Here is a 16,646-nt window from a genome sequence, read left to right on the forward strand (position 1 = left end):
CCTGAGTGGCCTTTTCTGCCAGCCTTTTTGCTGGTAGTGAGGGCCCTGCCGCGAGAGTGACGGAATCGGTAGACGTAGTCGGCTCAAAATCGACCGCCGCAAGGCATAGGGGTTCGAGTCCCCTCTCTCGCACCACAATTTGTCTCACTTCCTTGAAACCGGACAGGGTGATGACCTCCACACATTCCGAAAATTCCTCCCGTCCGGCTTGCCGTCCTGCCAATCCGTGTTTTTCCTCCGGCCCCTGCGCCAAGCGCCCGGGGTGGGATGTCTCTGCGCTGAGCAATGCGCTGACGGGCCGTTCCCACCGTTCTGCGGAAGGACGGGCCAGACTGGCGGAGGTGATTGACCGTTCCGCAGCCATTCTGGGTATTCCCGAAGGCTGGCGTGTAGGAATTGTCCCGGCGTCCGATACTGGCGCTGTGGAAATGGCCCTGTGGTCCCTGCTGGGGGCCCGGCCTGTAGATGTGCTGGCGTTTGAAAGTTTTTCCTCTCTGTGGGCGCAGGACATTGTCTCTCAGCTTAAACTGGACAATGCGCGGGTTCTGAAAGCCGATTACGGTCAGCTGCCCGATCTTGCTCAGGTGGACTGGACGCATGATGTGGTTCTGGCCTGGAACGGCACCACGTCCGGTGTGCGCCTGCCGTCTGCTAACGCCATTCCGGCGAAGCATGAGGGGCTGGTCATTTGCGACGCAACCTCTGCCGCCTTTGCGATGGATCTGCCGTGGGACCGCCTGGATGTGGTCACATGGTCCTGGCAGAAAGCACTGGGGGGTGAGGCTGCGCACGGCATGCTCGCGCTTTCCCCACGTGCTGTGGAGCGGCTGGAAAGTTTTGAAGCGCCGCGGCCCCTGCCCAAGATTTTCCGTCTGATGGGCAAAGGCAAGCTGATTGAAGGTATCTTCCGGGGCGACACCATCAACACGCCCTCCATGCTGTGTGTGGAAGATGCGCTGGATAGCCTGAAATGGGCTGAGTCTGTTGGTAGTCTGGCTGGGCTGAAGGCGCGCAGTCAGGCCAATCTGGCGGAAGTAGCCGCATGGGAAGCCAAAACAGACTGGGTGGAATTTCTGGCTCGTAACGAGGCAGAGCGTTCCTCCACCGCAATCTGCCTGCGCATTGTGGCCCCGTGGTTTTTAGCACTGGAGCGCTCCGAGCAGATGAAGACTGTCAAACAGATGGTCGCCCTGCTGGATGAAGAAGGCGTGGCATTTGACATTGCCAGCTATCGTGATGCCCCGCCGGGTCTGCGGATCTGGGGTGGTGCGACGGTGGAAGCCTCCGACGTCAGCGCGCTTCTGCCCTGGCTGGACTGGGCGTTTGCACAGGTTGCGCCGGTAGCCTGCCCGGCCTGAAAGCCTCGCGTTTCAAGAGGGCTTCGGTGGTAGGGACCGAAGCCAGAGGCGCCGGGAAAGCGCTGTCTTTCCCCCGGTGATTTTCACACGGTTCGTGCCGCCCGGACTGTATCGCCTGAGAATCGTTTTCTACGAAAAACAGGGTGGACGAACCGCCTGATCCAACGCATCGTCTGAGCACCAGCTTAAAAAGCAAAAACCAGACAGAAGTGCAGGATCATGGTGGGACAGATTACCCTTTCAAAACAGAAATCCGTTTTGCAAAAAAAGAGCCTGTGGGCGAGCGTTGCTCTGTCCGGGGTGTTGCTGGCGGCAATTCTTCCGGTCGCGCAGGCCGCAGCTCCGGCAGCGGATGCTGCTCAGGCGCATGATCCGCTAAGCGTGCAAACCGGCAGCGATATTCCGGCCAGTGTGCATATGCCAACAGACCAGCAGCGTGATTACATCAAGCGCGAGGTTATGGTCCCCATGCGGGACGGCGTGAAGCTGTATACGGTTATTGTTATTCCGAAAAACGCCCGTAATGCTCCAATTCTTTTGACACGCACCCCCTATAACGCCAAAGGCCGGGCTAACCGTGTGCCCAATGCCCTGACCATGCGGGAGGTTCTGCCGCAGGGGGATGATGTGTTTGTAGAGGGCGGCTATATCCGCGTGTTTCAGGATATTCGCGGGAAATATGGCTCTCAGGGCGATTATGTGATGACGCGCCCCCCGCACGGCCCCCTAAACCCCACCAAAACGGATGAAACCACCGACGCATGGGATACGGTGGACTGGCTGGTGCATAATGTGCCGGAGTCCAATGGCCGTGTGGGTATGACAGGCTCGTCCTATGAGGGCTTTACTGTTGTCATGGCGTTGCTGGACCCGCACCCTGCCCTGAAAGTCGCCGCACCGGAAAGCCCGATGGTGGATGGCTGGATGGGAGATGACTGGTTCCATTATGGCGCGTTTCGTCAGGGGGCGTTTGATTATTTTGTCAGCCAGATGACAGCGCGTGGCGGAGGGAATGATATTCCCCGCAGAGATGCTGATGACTACACCAATTTTCTGAAAGCCGGATCTGCCGGGAGTTTTGCGACACAGGCCGGTCTGGACCAGTATCCGTTCTGGCAGCGTATGCACGCACACCCGGCGTATGATGCGTTCTGGCAGGGGCAGGCGCTGGATAAAATTCTGGCTCAGCGCAAGCCGACAGTTCCGATGCTGTGGGAACAGGGCTTGTGGGATCAGGAAGATATGTGGGGGGCCATTCATGCCTGGCAGGCGCTGAAGGATGCAGACGTTAAAGCCCCCAATACGCTGGTGATGGGCCCCTGGCGGCATAGTGGGGTGAACTATAACGGCTCCACACTTGGCCCGCTGGAATTTGAAGGGGATACAGCCCACCAGTATCGGCGGGATGTCTTCCGGCCCTTCTTTGATGAATATCTGAAACCGGGCAGCGCGTCTGTGCATCTGCCTGACGCCATCATCTACAATACAGGGGACCAGAAATGGGATTATTACCGTTCCTGGCCGTCTGTATGTGAAAGCAACTGCACTGGCGGCCTGACCCCGCTTTATCTGGCAGACGGGCACGGGCTGAGCTTTACACACCCGGCAGCAGATGGGGCGGACAGCTATGTGTCTGACCCGGCGCATCCGGTTCCGTTCATCTCCCGCCCCTTTGCCTTTGCGCAGAGCAGTCGGTGGAAGCCCTGGCTGGTGCAGGACCAGCGGGAAGCAGAATCCCGCCCGGATGTGGTGACCTATGAAACGGAGGTGCTGGACGAGCCTGTGCGCGTGAGCGGTGTGCCGGTGGCAGATCTGTTTGCCGCGACAAGCGGCACGGATTCAGACTGGGTGGTGAAGCTGATTGACGTACAGCCTGCCATGACACCGGATGACCCCAAAATGGGTGGGTATGAACTGCCTGTGTCCATGGATATTTTCCGGGGCCGCTACCGCAAGGACTTTGCCAAACCGGAAGCACTCCAGCCGGATGCAACGCTGCATTATCACTTCACTCTGCCTGCTGTGAACCATGTGTTTGCAAAAGGGCATCGGATTATGGTGCAGATCCAGTCCTCCTGGTTCCCGCTTTATGACCGGAATCCGCAGAAGTTCGTGCCGAACATTTTTGATGCAAAACCGGCAGATTATACCGTGGCGACGCAGAGCATCCATCATGGTGGCAAGGAGGCGACCTCCATTCTGCTCCCGGTTGTGAAACAGTAAGAGGCCGGTATGGTTCAAACCAAATTCCAGATGGCGCATTTAACCGCATCTGAAATGCGGGAGGCTGTGGCGCGCTCCCCTGTTATTCTGTTGCCATTCGGCAGTTTTGAAGATCAGGGGCCGCATATGCCGATGGGGGACTACCTTCTGGCAGAGGCCATGGCGGAGAAAATCGCCAGAAAGGCCTCTGCTGCCGGGCATGAGGTGTATGTTGCGCCTGTCCTGCCTTTTGGTGGCGCTGATTTTTTTGGATACATGCCGGGTGGAATTGCGCTTTCCCAAAGTACTTTGCAGGCTGTCTTGCGGGATATGCTGGACAGTCTGCTTCGGCATGGTCTTACCCGACTTATTATTTTGAACGGGCATGGTGGAAACTGCACCATGATTCATGATGTCACACGCAGTATCTGGCTGCGGGATAATGTTGTAGTCCCAAGCTTTTATCTGTGGCGTGTTGCTGCCAGTTTCTTGCCCCAGATTGTTGGCGCAGAGCAGGCCGCGCAGTCCGGCGGCCATGGTGCAAACCCGTTGACAAGCGTTGGGATGCATGTGCTGCCTGATCTGGTTCGGGAGGATCGTATTCCTCAAACGCGTGCAGATAAAACAGCATGGGGTCTGAATGTTTCAGATTTTGGCACGCTCGATCTGGATGGCGCTCTGATTTCTGTGCCACTGGAGGGGGATTGCACGGCGTCGAATGGGGTTGGGCGGGGAGATCCACGTCTCTGCTCAGCAGAAACGGGTGCGCGCCTGACAGAAAAGCTGGTGGAAACAGGCGTGAAACTGGTTGAGCATGTGGTGAAGCAGGACGTGCAAGAGGCCTCCAACAAAGAAGACTGAAAGTTTTTGACGGATAGAAAAGTATTTTGCTCTGTAAGGAGCTTATAAAAAAGGCGACAGAGAGGACTCTGTCGCCTTTTGTGTCTTTAGAAAAACGCTGGATCAGGCTGGAGCATCAATAGGCACGACGTTGATGAGCTTCTTGTTAACGAACTCTTCAATCCCCAGCATGGCGAGTTCACGCCCATAGCCGGAGCGTTTGACGCCTCCAAAGGGCAGATCTGGCCGGGTCCATGTCGGGTGGTTGATATAGACCATGCCGGTGTAAATCTGCTTGGCAACCTCAACACCGCGTTTGGTATCTTCTGTAAACACGGAGCCACCCAGCCCGTAAGGCGTGTCATTGGCCAGTTCAATGGCTTCCTGCTCGTCCTTAACGGTAAAGAAGAGCGCCACGGGTCCAAAAAATTCCTGATGGAAAGCAGGATTGTCGCGCGTCAGGTTGGTCAGGATCGTGGTCTGAACAAAGGCGCCCTTGTTAGGTGGGGTCGGGCCGACCCGGTGCGCTTTGGCCCCATTTTTCACCGCGTCTTCAACCTGCTGATTCAGCTGATCTGCTGCAGACTGGGAGGACATGGGCGGTACGCCGGTTGCGTCATCAGACGGATCTCCGGGCGCAAGTTTTGCAAGTTCTTCACTAAAGCGTTTGAAAAACTGGTCAGCAAGGCTCTCCTGCACAATAATGCGCTTGGACGCCACACAGCATTGGCCACCATTATTCATGCGGCCCCAGACAGCCCATTTAACGGACTTTTCAAGATCTGCATCATCCAGAACAATGAAGGCATCACTGCCGCCCAGTTCCATGGTGGTTTTTTTCAGGTTCTTGCCAGCCTGTGCCGCAACAGTGGCCCCTGCCCCTTCGCTCCCCGTCAGGGCGATGCCCTGAATGCGCGGGTCATCAATCAGTTTTTCCAACTGCTGACGTGTGGCGAACAGGTTTGTGTAAAGCCCTGCGGGAGCGCCTGCGTCATGGAAGAGTTTTTCAAAAGCAGCGGCGCATTGCGGAACAATGGAGGCGTGTTTCACCACAACCACGTTCCCTGCCATCAGATGCGGCCCGGCGACGCGGGCCAGCTGGTAGTAGGGGAAGTTCCACGGCTCAATGGCCAGCAGGATACCGAGCGGCTGGCTGATGAGCATGGCGTCATCCCCACGCTCGCTGCCGCCGGGCACTTTCTGCGGTGCCAGAAATTTTTCAGCATTGTCGGCATAATAATCAAGAATATCAGCAGAAAGAGCAACTTCTCCTAATGCTTCACGCTTGAGTTTGCCCATTTCCAGCGTGAGCAGCTTTGCATACTCTTCGCTTTGCTCGCGCAGCAGGCTGGCAGCTTTGTGCAGGATGCTGGCGCGGTCAGCAAAGGATTTTCCACGCCAGCTTTTATAGGTTTTCTCTGCCTGTGACAGCAGAGAATCCAGTTCGGCATCTTTCAGGTCAGGAAAAGTGGCGATCGTCTCGTTGGTGTACGGATTGACAGTCTTGTAAGCCATATTCGTGAGCCTTTCCGAATGCCTCGGAAGTATCAGGCCCGAAAGTCGATTACGATCCGGCCTTCCACCTTACCTTCCTCGAGGCGTTCAAAAATAGAGTTTATATTCTCCAGCCGGTCTGTCTGCGTTACCGATTTCACTTTCCCATCGGCAAAGAAGGACAGAGCCTCAATCATATCAAGGCGTGTCCCGACAATGGATCCGCGGATGGTGGTGCCATTCATCACCATATCGAAGATCGAAATAGGAAAATCGCCCGGTGGCAGGCCATTCAGAACAAGTGTTCCCCCAGCCCGGACATACCCCATGGCCTGCGAAAAAGCCTTGGTGGAAACAGCCGTAATCAGGCCGCCGTGAACACCACCAACTTCCTTTTGCATAAAAGCCGCCGGGTCTGTCTCTCTGGCATTAACGGTCAGAGCCGCGCCGAGTTTCCGGGCGATGGCAAGTTTTTCATCGTCAATATCAACAGCTACCACATTCAGGCCCATGGCGACGCCATATTGCACCGCCATTTGTCCCAGTCCGCCAACGCCGGAAATGGCCACCCAGTTCCCGGCCTTTGTGTCGGTCATTTTCAGACCTTTATAGACCGTCAGGCCAGCGCACAGCACGGGGGCGACCTGCACAGGGTCTATGCCTTTGGGGAGGAGGGCGACGTAGTTGGGGTCTGCCACCACATATTCTGCAAAACACCCATTGACGGAATAGCCGGTATCTTCCTGTTTGGTGCACAGAGTTTCCCAGCCGCCAAGGCAGTGTTCACAATGGCCGCAGGCGGAATACAGCCAGGGCACACCGACTTCATCCCCTACCTTCACATGCGTGACAGCACTGCCTGTTTTTACAACAGTGCCAACGCCTTCATGGCCGGGAATAAACGGAAGGGTCGGTTTTTTCGGCCAGTCCCCATCAGCGGCATGCAGGTCTGTATGGCAGACACCGCAGGCAATCATTTTGACCAGAATTTCGTTCGGACGGATATCAGGAATATCCAGTTCTTCAATGCTCAGAGGTTTGCCGAATTCGCGCACCACTGCCGCTTTCATTTTTCCTGACATTGTCTCAGTCCCTTTTTGTTTTCGTTGCTGGAAATACATTCCAGAGAGCCCCGTCTTTTTTATATGCGTGGCGCGGCTCTGTTATCAGGAATTTCCTCCTCTCACTAGGCAGAGTGTGATGAAAAACTGCATTGACCTGCATCAAAAAAATCCTGTCACGGCAGGGTTTCCATGACAGGACGCGGGAATGAGGATTTTTAAAGACTGTCCTGAGGTCAGCTATCTTTTTTAAGCTGGCCAAACGGTGCCCAGCAGCGGCCATCGCGGGCCAGAAGAGCATCTGCTCCAGCGGGGCCGGTGCTGCCTGCCTCATAAAATTCCGGCGCGGTGGTAGCTTTGTTCCAGGCCTGCAGAACCGGGTCCACTGCCCGCCAGCCGGCCTCGATATTATCGGCGCGCTGGAAGAGCGTGGCGTTGCCCTGCAGGCAGTCATACAGCAGGGTTTCATACCCTACATTGGGGATCGCCCCGAAGGCGTTCTGGTAGCGGAACTGGGAGACCACTTCTTCCACCACTGTTTCCGGGCCGGGATGCTTGGCGTTGAAATGCAGGTCCGCCCCTTTTTCTGGCCGGATATTATAAACAAACCGATTAGGCGCTTGCGGCGTGCCGTCGGCTGTATGGAACAGGGGGTGCGGTGTCTGTTTGAACTGCACCACAATTTCCGTCACGTTGGAACTCAGGGCTTTGCCGGTGCGCAAGTAGAAGGGCACCCCGGCCCAGCGCCAGGTATCAATTTCAATTTTCAAAGCCGCATAGGTTTCCGTGGTGCTGGTTGGGCTTACGCCGGGGCTGGCGCGGTAGGCGTCAATGTCCCGCCCGGCGACTGTCCCTGCGGTATATTGTCCGCGCACGGCATTTTCCGGCGTGATGGGACGAATGGCGTCAAACACCTGTTGCTTGGCATTGCGGATGGCTTCAGCCTTCAGGGATGAGGGCGGTTCCATAGCGACCAGCGCGAGCAACTGGAACAGGTGGTTGGGCACCATATCCCGCAATGCGCCTGTGGCATCGTAAAACACGCCGCGTCCTTCAACGGAGAGTGTTTCTGCGGCGGTAATCTGAATGTGGTCGATATAGTCGCGCCGCCAGAGCGGGTCGAACAGCAGATTACTGAAACGGAGCGCCAGCAGGTTCTGCACGGTCTCCTTTCCCAGAAAATGGTCCACCCGGTAAATCTGCGTTTCCTTGAGGAAGGACAGCAGATGTGCATTCAACGCCTGTGCGGAATGCAGGTCTGTGCCGAACGGTTTTTCTACCACCAGACGCCGGAAGCGGTTCGGTGTTTCCTCCATCAGTCCGGCGCGCGCCAGACTTTCCGCTGCCGTGCCGAAAAAGCGCGGTGGTGTGGCGAGGTAGAAGACGGCGTTGCCCTTGCCGATATCGGGGGCCAGTTCCTTTAGTGCCTCAACAGATGTAAAATCCAGCGCACGGTAGGACATCCGGCTGGCAAGCCAGGACCACGCCTCTTCATTGATGCTGACAGTATAAAATTCAGCATGTCTGTCCTGCGTGAAGCTTTCCATCTTGGTGCGCAGGGAGGCGACCCAGCTTTCCGTCGTCTCCTTTTCAAGACTGACGCCGATAATCCGGAAATCATCTGGCAGAAAACCGTTGCAGGTCAGGTCATACAGCGCGGGCACCAGCAGCCGATGAGTCAGGTCTCCCGCCGCTCCGAGGATCACCAGTGTCCCGGCCGGGGCCGGATGGGTGGCCGCAGGGGCGACAACCGGGGTGGGAATGCCGGGAGATGCGGGGGCTGAAGTCATATTTCATTTCTCCTTGCGCGACGGAAGGGCATGCTCCGCAATTCCATTTTTACCCGGTTTGGTCTAGGTTTCCTGCCCGGTCAGGCTTTGGCAGGAATGAGTAAGGGATAGAGTTATGGGGTATCGGGTTGCAGTTGTAGGCGCCACCGGAGCAGTTGGGCGTGAAATTTTAAAGACACTGGCCGAGCGGGAGTTCCCCGTTGACGATATTGTTGCGCTGGCGTCACCACGGTCTGCCGGGCGTGAAATCTCGTTTGGGGATCGTACGCTCAAGGTCCGGAATCTTGAAACCTTTGATTTCAAAGGCTGGGATGTTGGTCTGTTCTCCCCCGGGGGTGAGGTCTCGGCCAAATATGCTCCCATTGCTGCCAAAGCAGGCTGTGTGGTGATTGATAACACCTCCCACTTCCGCATGGACCCGGATGTGCCGCTGGTGGTGCCGGAAGTAAACCCGGATGCGCTCAAGCGCATGAAGCGCAACATTATTGCGAACCCGAATTGCTCGACCATTCAGATGGTTGTGGCCCTCAAGCCGCTGCATGACCTGTTCACGCTCAAGCGCGTTGTGGTCTCCACCTATCAGGCGGTGTCCGGTGCGGGCAAAGACGGCATGGACGAGCTGTTTTCCCAGACGCGCGGCAGCTTTGTGACTGACCCGCCGAAGATCGAGCAGTTTCAGAAGCAGATTGCCTTTAACTGCATCCCGCAGATTGACCGCTTCATGGATGATGGCGCGACCAAGGAAGAATGGAAAATGGCCGTGGAGACGAGAAAAATTCTCGATCCCGACGTTTCCGTGATTGCCACCTGCGTCCGCGTGCCGGTGTTTATCGGCCATTCTGAAGCCGTTGTGGCGGAGTTTGCAGAGCCTGTGGATCTGGCCCGTGCGCGTGAAGTTCTGCGTGAAGCAGAAGGCGTGATTCTGCGCGATGAGCGTGAAGATGGCGGCTATGTGACTCCGATTGAGTGCGTGGGGGAAGATGCAACCTATGTCTCACGCCTTCGTGTCGATCCGACGGTTCCCAACGGCCTCGCGTTCTGGTGCGTGTCCGATAATCTGCGGAAAGGTGCGGCTTTGAACGCAGTGCAGATTGCCGAGACGATGATTGCCCTGGACCTCCTGCCCAGACACGGCTGAGTGAGGTCGCCCCGGCTCGCGGGCTCGTGTTGGCTGGCTGAATTGACCGGTCTGCGGGTTGGGGCGTAGGACAAATTTCGATGCAGAAACGCCGGTCTGAGCCGGTGTAAGGGATAGACGGACAGGATACGAGGCTGACAATGCAGGATATCCGCAAGGCCCTCTACGTAGGGACCCGAAGTGACGGCAGACTCATTCAGCGGCCCATGTCGCCGCATCTGCAAATTTACCGCTATCGCCTGTCCATGGTTCTTTCAATTTCGAACCGCCTGACGGGCGTTGCCGCAACCGGCGGCGCTGCTCTTGGCGTGTTCTGGCTGGCTGCTGCCGCCAAAGGACCGAAAGCGTTTGCTACAGCGCGCAAGGTGACAGGCAACCCCGCAGGGCAGTTGCTGCTGGTGGGGTGGCTGGCTTCCGTTGTGTATCACACGGTCGGTGGCATCCGGCATCTGATCTGGGATAGCGGCAAGCGCTATGACAAGGAAGAGCTGAACAAGGATGGCCCGGTTGCCGTGGGTGTGACCGCCGGTGTCAGCACTGTGCTGGCCGCGGGCCTTCTGGGCGTTGCCGCCAAACGGGCGCGCGCTCTGGCCAAAGCAGGAAAGGCATCCTGATATGACTGATTCCGCTCCTCATATTGAGGTGATGCGCTCACAGCTGAGCCGTGCCCGTGGACTTGGAGCCGGTGGCTCCGGCACAGGGCACTGGTGGGCCGAGCGCGTGACGGCGGCGTCTCTTCTGCCGCTTTCAACATGGTTTATCGTCCAGATGTTCCGCCTTGGCGGCGCAGACCATGCAGAAGTTGTGAAGTGGGGCGGCAAGCCGGTGAACGCCACCATGCTGACCGCGCTGATCATCACGACCTTCTACCACGCGCAGCTCGGCCTGCAGGTGATTGTGGACGACTACGTTCACGGCAAGGCGCATCTGCCAACCCGTATTCTGGTCAAGCTCGTTACCTCCCTGCTGGGGCTTCTGGGCGTGTTTGCCGTAATCAAGCTTGTGGCTGCCGGTAGCCGGCGGTCCTGACCAGACCTGAACGCTGTGCCGCCTGTTTGCGCCACATGTCGCGGCGGCACGAAATCTGAAGACATGACAGGCCGAACGCACATGGGAGCGCCGTCACGATGAATGCCAATACCTCTCCGTCCCGGGGAGCTTACCGGATTGTCGATCACGCTTATGATGTCGTGGTTGTTGGAGCAGGCGGTTCCGGCCTGCGCGCCACGCTGGGCATGGGGGCTGCTGGCCTCAAAACTGCCTGCGTGACCAAGGTTTTTCCCACACGAAGCCACACGGTGGCCGCTCAGGGCGGCATCGGGGCCTCTTTGGGGAACATGGCCGAGGATAACTGGCGCTGGCACATGTATGACACCGTAAAAGGGTCAGACTGGCTGGGCGATCAGGACGCCATTGAATTCATGTGCCGCGAGGCTGTGCCCGCCGTGCAGGAACTGGAACATTTCGGTGTGCCGTTCTCCCGCACGGAAGATGGCAAGATCTATCAGCGCCCCTTTGGCGGCCATATGAGCGAATACGGCAAGGCCCCTGTGCCCCGTGCCTGCGCTGCGGCTGACCGGACAGGCCATGCCATTCTGCACACGCTGTATCAGCAGTGCCTGAAGCATAACGTCGAATTCTTTGTCGAATACTTCGCTATTGACCTGATTATGGACGATAAAGGCGAGTGTCGTGGCGTTATGGCCTGGTGTCAGGATGACGGCACGATCCATCGCTTCAACGCCAAGATGGTGGTGCTGGCAACGGGCGGTTATGGCCGTGCTTACCAGTCCTGCACCTCGGCCCATACCTGCACGGGTGATGGCAATGCCATGGCCATGCGGGCCGGTCTGCCGACGCAGGATATGGAATTTGTGCAGTTCCACCCGACAGGTATTTACCCCGCAGGCTGCCTGCTGACTGAAGGGTGCCGTGGTGAAGGTGGGTATCTGACCAACTCCGAAGGCGAGCGCTTCATGGAGCGTTATGCGCCGACGGCGAAGGATCTTGCCTCGCGTGACGTGGTCTCCCGCGCCATGACGATCGAGATCAAGGAAGGTCGTGGCTGTGGGCCGAAGAAAGACCACATCATGATGCATCTTGAGCATCTGGGGTCTGACCTTCTGCACCAGCGTTTGCCGGGTATTCTGGAAACGGCGCGTATTTTTGCCGGTGTGGATGTTACCAAGGAGCCAGTGCCGGTTCTGCCGACGGTGCATTACAATATGGGCGGTATTCCGACCAATATTCATGGTGAAGTTATTCGCCCGACACCGGAAAACCCGGATGCGGTTGTGCCCGGCCTGATGGCTGTGGGGGAGGCCGCCTGTGTGTCCGTGCATGGCGCGAACCGTCTGGGCACAAACTCCTTGCTGGATCTGATTGTGTTTGGTCGCGCTGCGTCCAAACGGGCTGCGGAAATTGTCAAACCGAGCGACTTTATCAGACCGCTGCCGCCGGGTGCCGGGGATGCTGCACTCGACCGTCTGGACAAGCTGCGTTACGCCAAGGGTGATACGAAAGTTTCCGCCATGCGGGACCGTTTGCAGCGTGACATGCAGACGCATGCAGCCGTTTTCCGCACAGAGGAAAGCCTGCAGGAAGGCGTGGATAAAATCCACCAGATCTGGGACGACCTTGGAGATATTTCCGTCTCTGACTCGTCACTCATCTGGAACAGTGACCTGATGGAAGCACTGGAATTTGAAAACCTTCTGGCTAATGCAACCGCTACGCTGGAAAGCGGGCTTGCCCGGCACGAAAGCCGCGGCGCGCATGCACGGGATGACTTCCCCAAACGCGATGACAAGGAGTGGATGAAGCACTCCGTTTCCTGGCTGGATGAGAAGGGTGGCATCAAGCTGACCTATCGTCCGGTGCATTTGAAGACCCTGACGGATGACGTTCAGGTCTTCCCACCCAAAGAGCGCGTTTACTGAGCCGACGGGAAGAACGGGCGAAAAAGGGAGGCGAACATGGTCGAACTCAGACTGCCGCGCAACAGCGAGATCGGGAAAGGCAAAACCTATCCCGCGCCAGCCGGGGCTAAAAACGTCAGGACGTTCAGGGTTTATCGCTGGACGCCGGATGATGACAGAAATCCGGTAGTGGATTCCTATGAAGTGGATCTGGATACCATCGGGCCGATGGTGCTGGACGCCATTATCCACATCAAGAATGATGTGGACCCGACGCTGACATTCCGCAGGTCCTGCCGTGAAGGGATTTGCGGCTCCTGCGCGATGAACATTGACGGTGAAAACACGCTGGCATGCCTGAAGCCGATCAAAGACATCAAGGGCGATGTGCGCATCTATCCGCTGCCGCACATGCCGATTGTCAAAGATCTGGTTTCCAATCTGGATGGCGCCTATGCGCAGCTGCGGGCCATTAACCCGTGGTTGCAGTCAGACAGTGCGCCGCCGCCGGATGCCGAGCGCAAGCAGAGCATTGAAGAACGCGCCAAGCTGGATGGCATGTGGGAGTGCATTCTGTGCTTCTGCTGCACAACATCCTGCCCGTCTTACTGGTGGAATGGCGATAAGTATCTGGGGCCAGCTGTGCTGCTGGCGGCGTATCGCTGGATTGCGGACAGCCGTGATGAGCATACGGGTGACCGGCTGGATGGGCTGGAAGATACCTTCAAACTCTATGCCTGCCGTACCATCATGAACTGCACGCAGACCTGCCCCAAAGGCCTGAACCCTGCCAAGGCGATTGGCCGGATTAAAGAGTTGCAGATTGAACGGAAAGTCTGAGAACCGCTCTTTACTCTGATCGGTTATTGGTCTTCCGGCCCGTAAGGGTTTTTTAGAAGACAAGAGAAACCCGGTGCGTCATTCAGACGTTCCGGGTTTTTTATTTTGAAGTTAAAAATGCATCAAAACTGATGCTTGAGATCATAGTTAAAAAATAGTTTCAAAACATAAGGAAAACGGTGTGCAAGAGAGAGATAGCAGGATTAGTCTGTTTTTCTCAGAAATGATGCCCCGGATGGTTTCTCCGAGGCTTGCCGCAGGATTGAAATATTTCCTGATCGGCCTTGTTGTGGTGTATGCCCTGAGCTATTGCGTCGTCCCGTTTTCGGACGGGGACCCGGCGTATTACGTGCTGATTGGCCGTGGTCTGTTCCGAGACCACCTTCTGCCCTACAACTATGCTTTTGATCACAAGCCCTTTGGCGTTTATCTGTTTTATGGGCTTTGGGACAGGATCGCCCCTTTTACGCCGGGAAAATTTACGCTTCTGGCGGTGCTGTTAAGTGGGGCTTTTGTCACCATCAGCCGGGCGTTCGGGATCTTTAATCGCACTGTTGCCTTTGTCATCCTGACTGTTGGCGGCGCGATTTTTGACGTGCTATCCGGCAATACGGAACTTGTTCTTGTGGTGGGTGAAGCGCTGATTCTGGCGTTGATGCTCAAAGGGATAGAGACACACAAAACGGCTCTGTTTTTTCTGGCAGGCTGTCTTGCAGCTTTGACCGTCAATGTGAATTATCTGGCGGGCGTCTGTCTTCTGGGGCCTATGGCTCTGCTTCTGTTTTCTCCGGGCTGGTTCCGTCTTTCCCGCTGTGTGGTGATGGGGCTGGGAGGCGTGGTCGGTCTGATCATTCTGTTTTTGCCCTATCTGATTGTTGGGCATGGCGCGTTGCAGACCTATTTTTCCATGCAGAGAAGTTTTCTGCATATGTATGGTGGCGCGCTTTCCGACCGGTTGCAGTGCGTCTTCTGGATGACGTTTTATCTGGGACTGATGTTGCCCATCATACTTGGTTGGATCAGGCGTTTTCCATTTGATCTGTCAGATGAAGCCTCACGTCGCAGCATGATTTTGCCTGTCTGGCTTGCCTCATCCTTTCCGGCAACGCTGCTGTCCGGCCATCCATATCAGCATTATTTCATTCTCTGTTTTGCGCCTGCCACACTCATGCTGGCGATTTTGTTTCGGGAAGGCGCATTGCCTCCCCGTCTTGCTCTTTTGCCTCTTTGGGTCTCTTCCGTGTTTTTCATGGGGACAGCGGTGAAGAGGAATGTGACGGTCGCTCTCTACACGTCGCGCGTGGATTATGCAGAGATTGCCCGGCAGGTTGGGCATGCCAAAGTTCTGGATATCAGAACGTTCCATGCTGTTTTCTACCTGTCTGATTTAAAGCCCTTTGATGTGTATCTGTTTAGTGACCACATCGATATTTTCTTCCGGCAGAACGCCTGGAAGCGTTATATGCAGGACCTTCGGCAGCAGCCGTTATATGTCGTGGCCCCTTATATGGGCTGCGAAAGACATGCGGTTGAGGCTCCCGTCTGCCAGTGGCTGCAGGACCATTACACCCAGACTTACACGGTGAATGTTCGGCATATTCATAAGAACAGGCCGAATAAGTTTTCGTTGTCGCTCTACAAGCTTCGGCCTCAGACAGAACCGGACGCACCGAAGCTTCTGCCCGGCCGGTAAAATAACCGTTTCGGTTTGCCTTGCGCACGCAGCATCTCGCATAAAAGGCGGATGATGATGCTTCGTGACGCCTGCCCGGCGGATATTCCCCAGATTACCAGTATTTATAACCATGCCGTGCTGCATACGACGGCGATCTGGAACGAGACGGTCGTTGATGAGGCCAATCGTCTGGCGTGGTTACAGGAGCGGCAGAAGGCCGGGTATCCGGTGCTGGTGGCTGTCTCGCAGGACGGGGCAGTTACGGGTTATGCCACCTTTGGTCCCTGGCGGGCGTTTGATGGTTACCGGCATACGGTGGAGCATTCCGTCTATGTGCATCCTGAGGCCCAGCGGCAGGGCGTGGGGCTGACGTTGATGAAAGCGTTGATTGAGCACGCCCGTACGCAAGGGAAGCATGTGATGGTGGCCGGGATTGATGCTGAGAATACCGGATCTGTTGCGCTGCATCAGCAACTTGGGTTTGAAGCCACGGGCGTGATGAAAGAGGTTGGCTGCAAATTTGGCCGCTGGCTGGATCTGACATTTTTCTGCCTGAAGCTGGATGCCCGGCCCAGGCCGTAACAGTCGGCCTCTGTTGAAAAGATTGACGCTGAGGAAGCAGGGTGAGACACCAGTCCTTTCTATGAGAACGGGAGCAGTTCGTGTTTGACGGCCATCTTTCCTCCGTTGCCGGTCGTACGCGGGCATGGACAGACAGTTTGTTTGTGGACCACGCTATTTTCCGGCTGGTCTGGACAAATTTTCATGCTGTGGTGCCGGGCAAGGTTTACCGCTGCAATCATCCAACCCCGGCGCGCCTGAAATGGGCCATGGGGCGTTTTAACCTGCGCACGCTGGTTAATCTGCGTGGGCACCGGAAATGCGGGTCGGATGCGCTCTCCCGCAACGCAGCCGCTCGCCTTGGGCTGGCGCATGTGGATATGGCGTTTGAAAGCCGGGGGGCCCCGCACCGGGACCGTATCCTGCGTTTTGCCGGACTGTATCAGCAGATTGCTTTCCCAATGCTGATGCATTGCAAATCCGGCGCGGACCGGGCTGGTCTGGCATCCGGGCTGGTGATCCTGTTTGAAGGCGGCACGGCAGAGCGGGCGCTTAAGGAACTCTCCTGGAGGTATGGGCATTTTCGCCAGTCCCGCACCGGCATTCTGGATGCGTTTTTCCTGCGGTATCAGGCCGAGGCCGAAGGGCGCATTCCGTTTCTGGACTGGGTGCGCGATGAGTATGACGAAGCTGCGCTGAAGCGAGACTTCGTTGCCGGGAAAATTGCCTCTTTCATGACAGATCAGGTTTTACGCAGAGAGTAACAGAC

Annotated in this window: 14 protein-coding genes and 1 tRNA gene; 12 read left to right on the forward strand and 3 right to left on the reverse strand. The window is 56.7% G+C overall.

The features are described 5' to 3' along the window. Positions 1-50: 50 nt before the first annotated feature. From KP703_RS03385 to KP703_RS03400, 4 genes are all read left to right on the forward strand, one after another. Positions 51-135 (forward strand) — tRNA-Leu (locus KP703_RS03385). 35 nt (positions 136-170) lie between these two features. Next, entirely contained in the window at positions 171-1,358 is a 1,188-nt protein-coding gene (locus KP703_RS03390; protein ID WP_215753802.1) for a phosphoserine transaminase, read from the forward strand. Positions 1,359-1,577: 219 nt separating this feature from the next. Beyond that, positions 1,578-3,581 carry a CocE/NonD family hydrolase gene (locus tag KP703_RS03395; protein ID WP_215753803.1) on the forward strand — a complete coding sequence of 668 codons (2,004 nt, stop codon included), beginning with the start codon at positions 1,578-1,580 and terminating at the stop codon, positions 3,579-3,581. A 9-nt stretch (positions 3,582-3,590) separates the two neighbouring features. Continuing rightward, positions 3,591-4,421 carry a creatininase family protein gene (locus KP703_RS03400; protein ID WP_252353802.1) on the forward strand — a complete coding sequence of 277 codons (831 nt, stop codon included), beginning with the start codon at positions 3,591-3,593 and terminating at the stop codon, positions 4,419-4,421. 102 nt (positions 4,422-4,523) lie between these two features. Here the strand turns inward: KP703_RS03400 and KP703_RS03405 are convergent, their stop codons facing one another. From KP703_RS03405 to zwf, 3 genes are all read right to left on the reverse strand, one after another. Then, the gene (locus tag KP703_RS03405) at positions 4,524-5,915 is read right to left on the reverse strand and encodes an NAD-dependent succinate-semialdehyde dehydrogenase (RefSeq protein WP_215753804.1); all 1,392 of its coding nucleotides are present in this window, start codon (positions 5,913-5,915) and stop codon (positions 4,524-4,526) included. A gap of 32 nt (positions 5,916-5,947) precedes the next feature. Then, the gene (adhP, locus tag KP703_RS03410; protein WP_215753805.1) at positions 5,948-6,976 is read right to left on the reverse strand and encodes an alcohol dehydrogenase AdhP; all 1,029 of its coding nucleotides are present in this window, start codon (positions 6,974-6,976) and stop codon (positions 5,948-5,950) included. A 215-nt stretch (positions 6,977-7,191) separates the two neighbouring features. Further along, complete coding sequence (gene zwf, locus KP703_RS03415) at positions 7,192-8,745, reverse strand: glucose-6-phosphate dehydrogenase (RefSeq protein WP_215753806.1); 1,554 nt, start codon at positions 8,743-8,745, stop codon at positions 7,192-7,194. Between the two features lie 115 nt (positions 8,746-8,860). Here zwf and KP703_RS03420 point away from each other — a divergent pair, with 115 nt between their 5' ends. The 8 genes from KP703_RS03420 to KP703_RS03455 all read left to right on the forward strand — a co-directional run bounded on the left by KP703_RS03420 (position 8,861) and on the right by KP703_RS03455 (position 16,641). Further along, positions 8,861-9,883 (forward strand): aspartate-semialdehyde dehydrogenase, encoded by a 1,023-nt coding sequence (locus KP703_RS03420; RefSeq protein ID WP_062141174.1) that lies wholly within the window; start codon positions 8,861-8,863, stop codon positions 9,881-9,883. 140 nt (positions 9,884-10,023) lie between these two features. After that, a complete protein-coding gene (sdhC, locus tag KP703_RS03425; RefSeq protein WP_061501373.1) occupies positions 10,024-10,497 on the forward strand; it encodes a succinate dehydrogenase, cytochrome b556 subunit in 474 nt (157 codons plus the stop codon). A 1-nt stretch (position 10,498) separates the two neighbouring features. Then, complete coding sequence (sdhD, locus tag KP703_RS03430; protein WP_062141172.1) at positions 10,499-10,912, forward strand: succinate dehydrogenase, hydrophobic membrane anchor protein; 414 nt, start codon at positions 10,499-10,501, stop codon at positions 10,910-10,912. A gap of 98 nt (positions 10,913-11,010) precedes the next feature. Further along, the gene (sdhA, locus tag KP703_RS03435) at positions 11,011-12,822 is read left to right on the forward strand and encodes a succinate dehydrogenase flavoprotein subunit (protein WP_215753807.1); all 1,812 of its coding nucleotides are present in this window, start codon (positions 11,011-11,013) and stop codon (positions 12,820-12,822) included. Between the two features lie 36 nt (positions 12,823-12,858). Further along, positions 12,859-13,641: a succinate dehydrogenase iron-sulfur subunit gene (locus tag KP703_RS03440; protein WP_062141168.1), complete on the forward strand. Its 783-nt coding sequence runs from the start codon at positions 12,859-12,861 to the stop codon at positions 13,639-13,641. Positions 13,642-13,876: 235 nt separating this feature from the next. Beyond that, the gene (locus tag KP703_RS03445) at positions 13,877-15,334 is read left to right on the forward strand and encodes a hypothetical protein (protein WP_215753808.1); all 1,458 of its coding nucleotides are present in this window, start codon (positions 13,877-13,879) and stop codon (positions 15,332-15,334) included. A 51-nt stretch (positions 15,335-15,385) separates the two neighbouring features. Then, a complete protein-coding gene (locus KP703_RS03450; RefSeq protein WP_306789678.1) occupies positions 15,386-15,898 on the forward strand; it encodes a GNAT family N-acetyltransferase in 513 nt (170 codons plus the stop codon). Positions 15,899-15,978: 80 nt separating this feature from the next. Further along, the gene (locus KP703_RS03455) at positions 15,979-16,641 is read left to right on the forward strand and encodes a fused DSP-PTPase phosphatase/NAD kinase-like protein (RefSeq protein WP_215753809.1); all 663 of its coding nucleotides are present in this window, start codon (positions 15,979-15,981) and stop codon (positions 16,639-16,641) included. Positions 16,642-16,646 lie beyond the last annotated feature (5 nt).

Source organism: Acetobacter sp. P5B1 (assembly GCF_018811985.1).
Lineage (GTDB): Bacteria > Pseudomonadota > Alphaproteobacteria > Acetobacterales > Acetobacteraceae > Acetobacter > Acetobacter cerevisiae.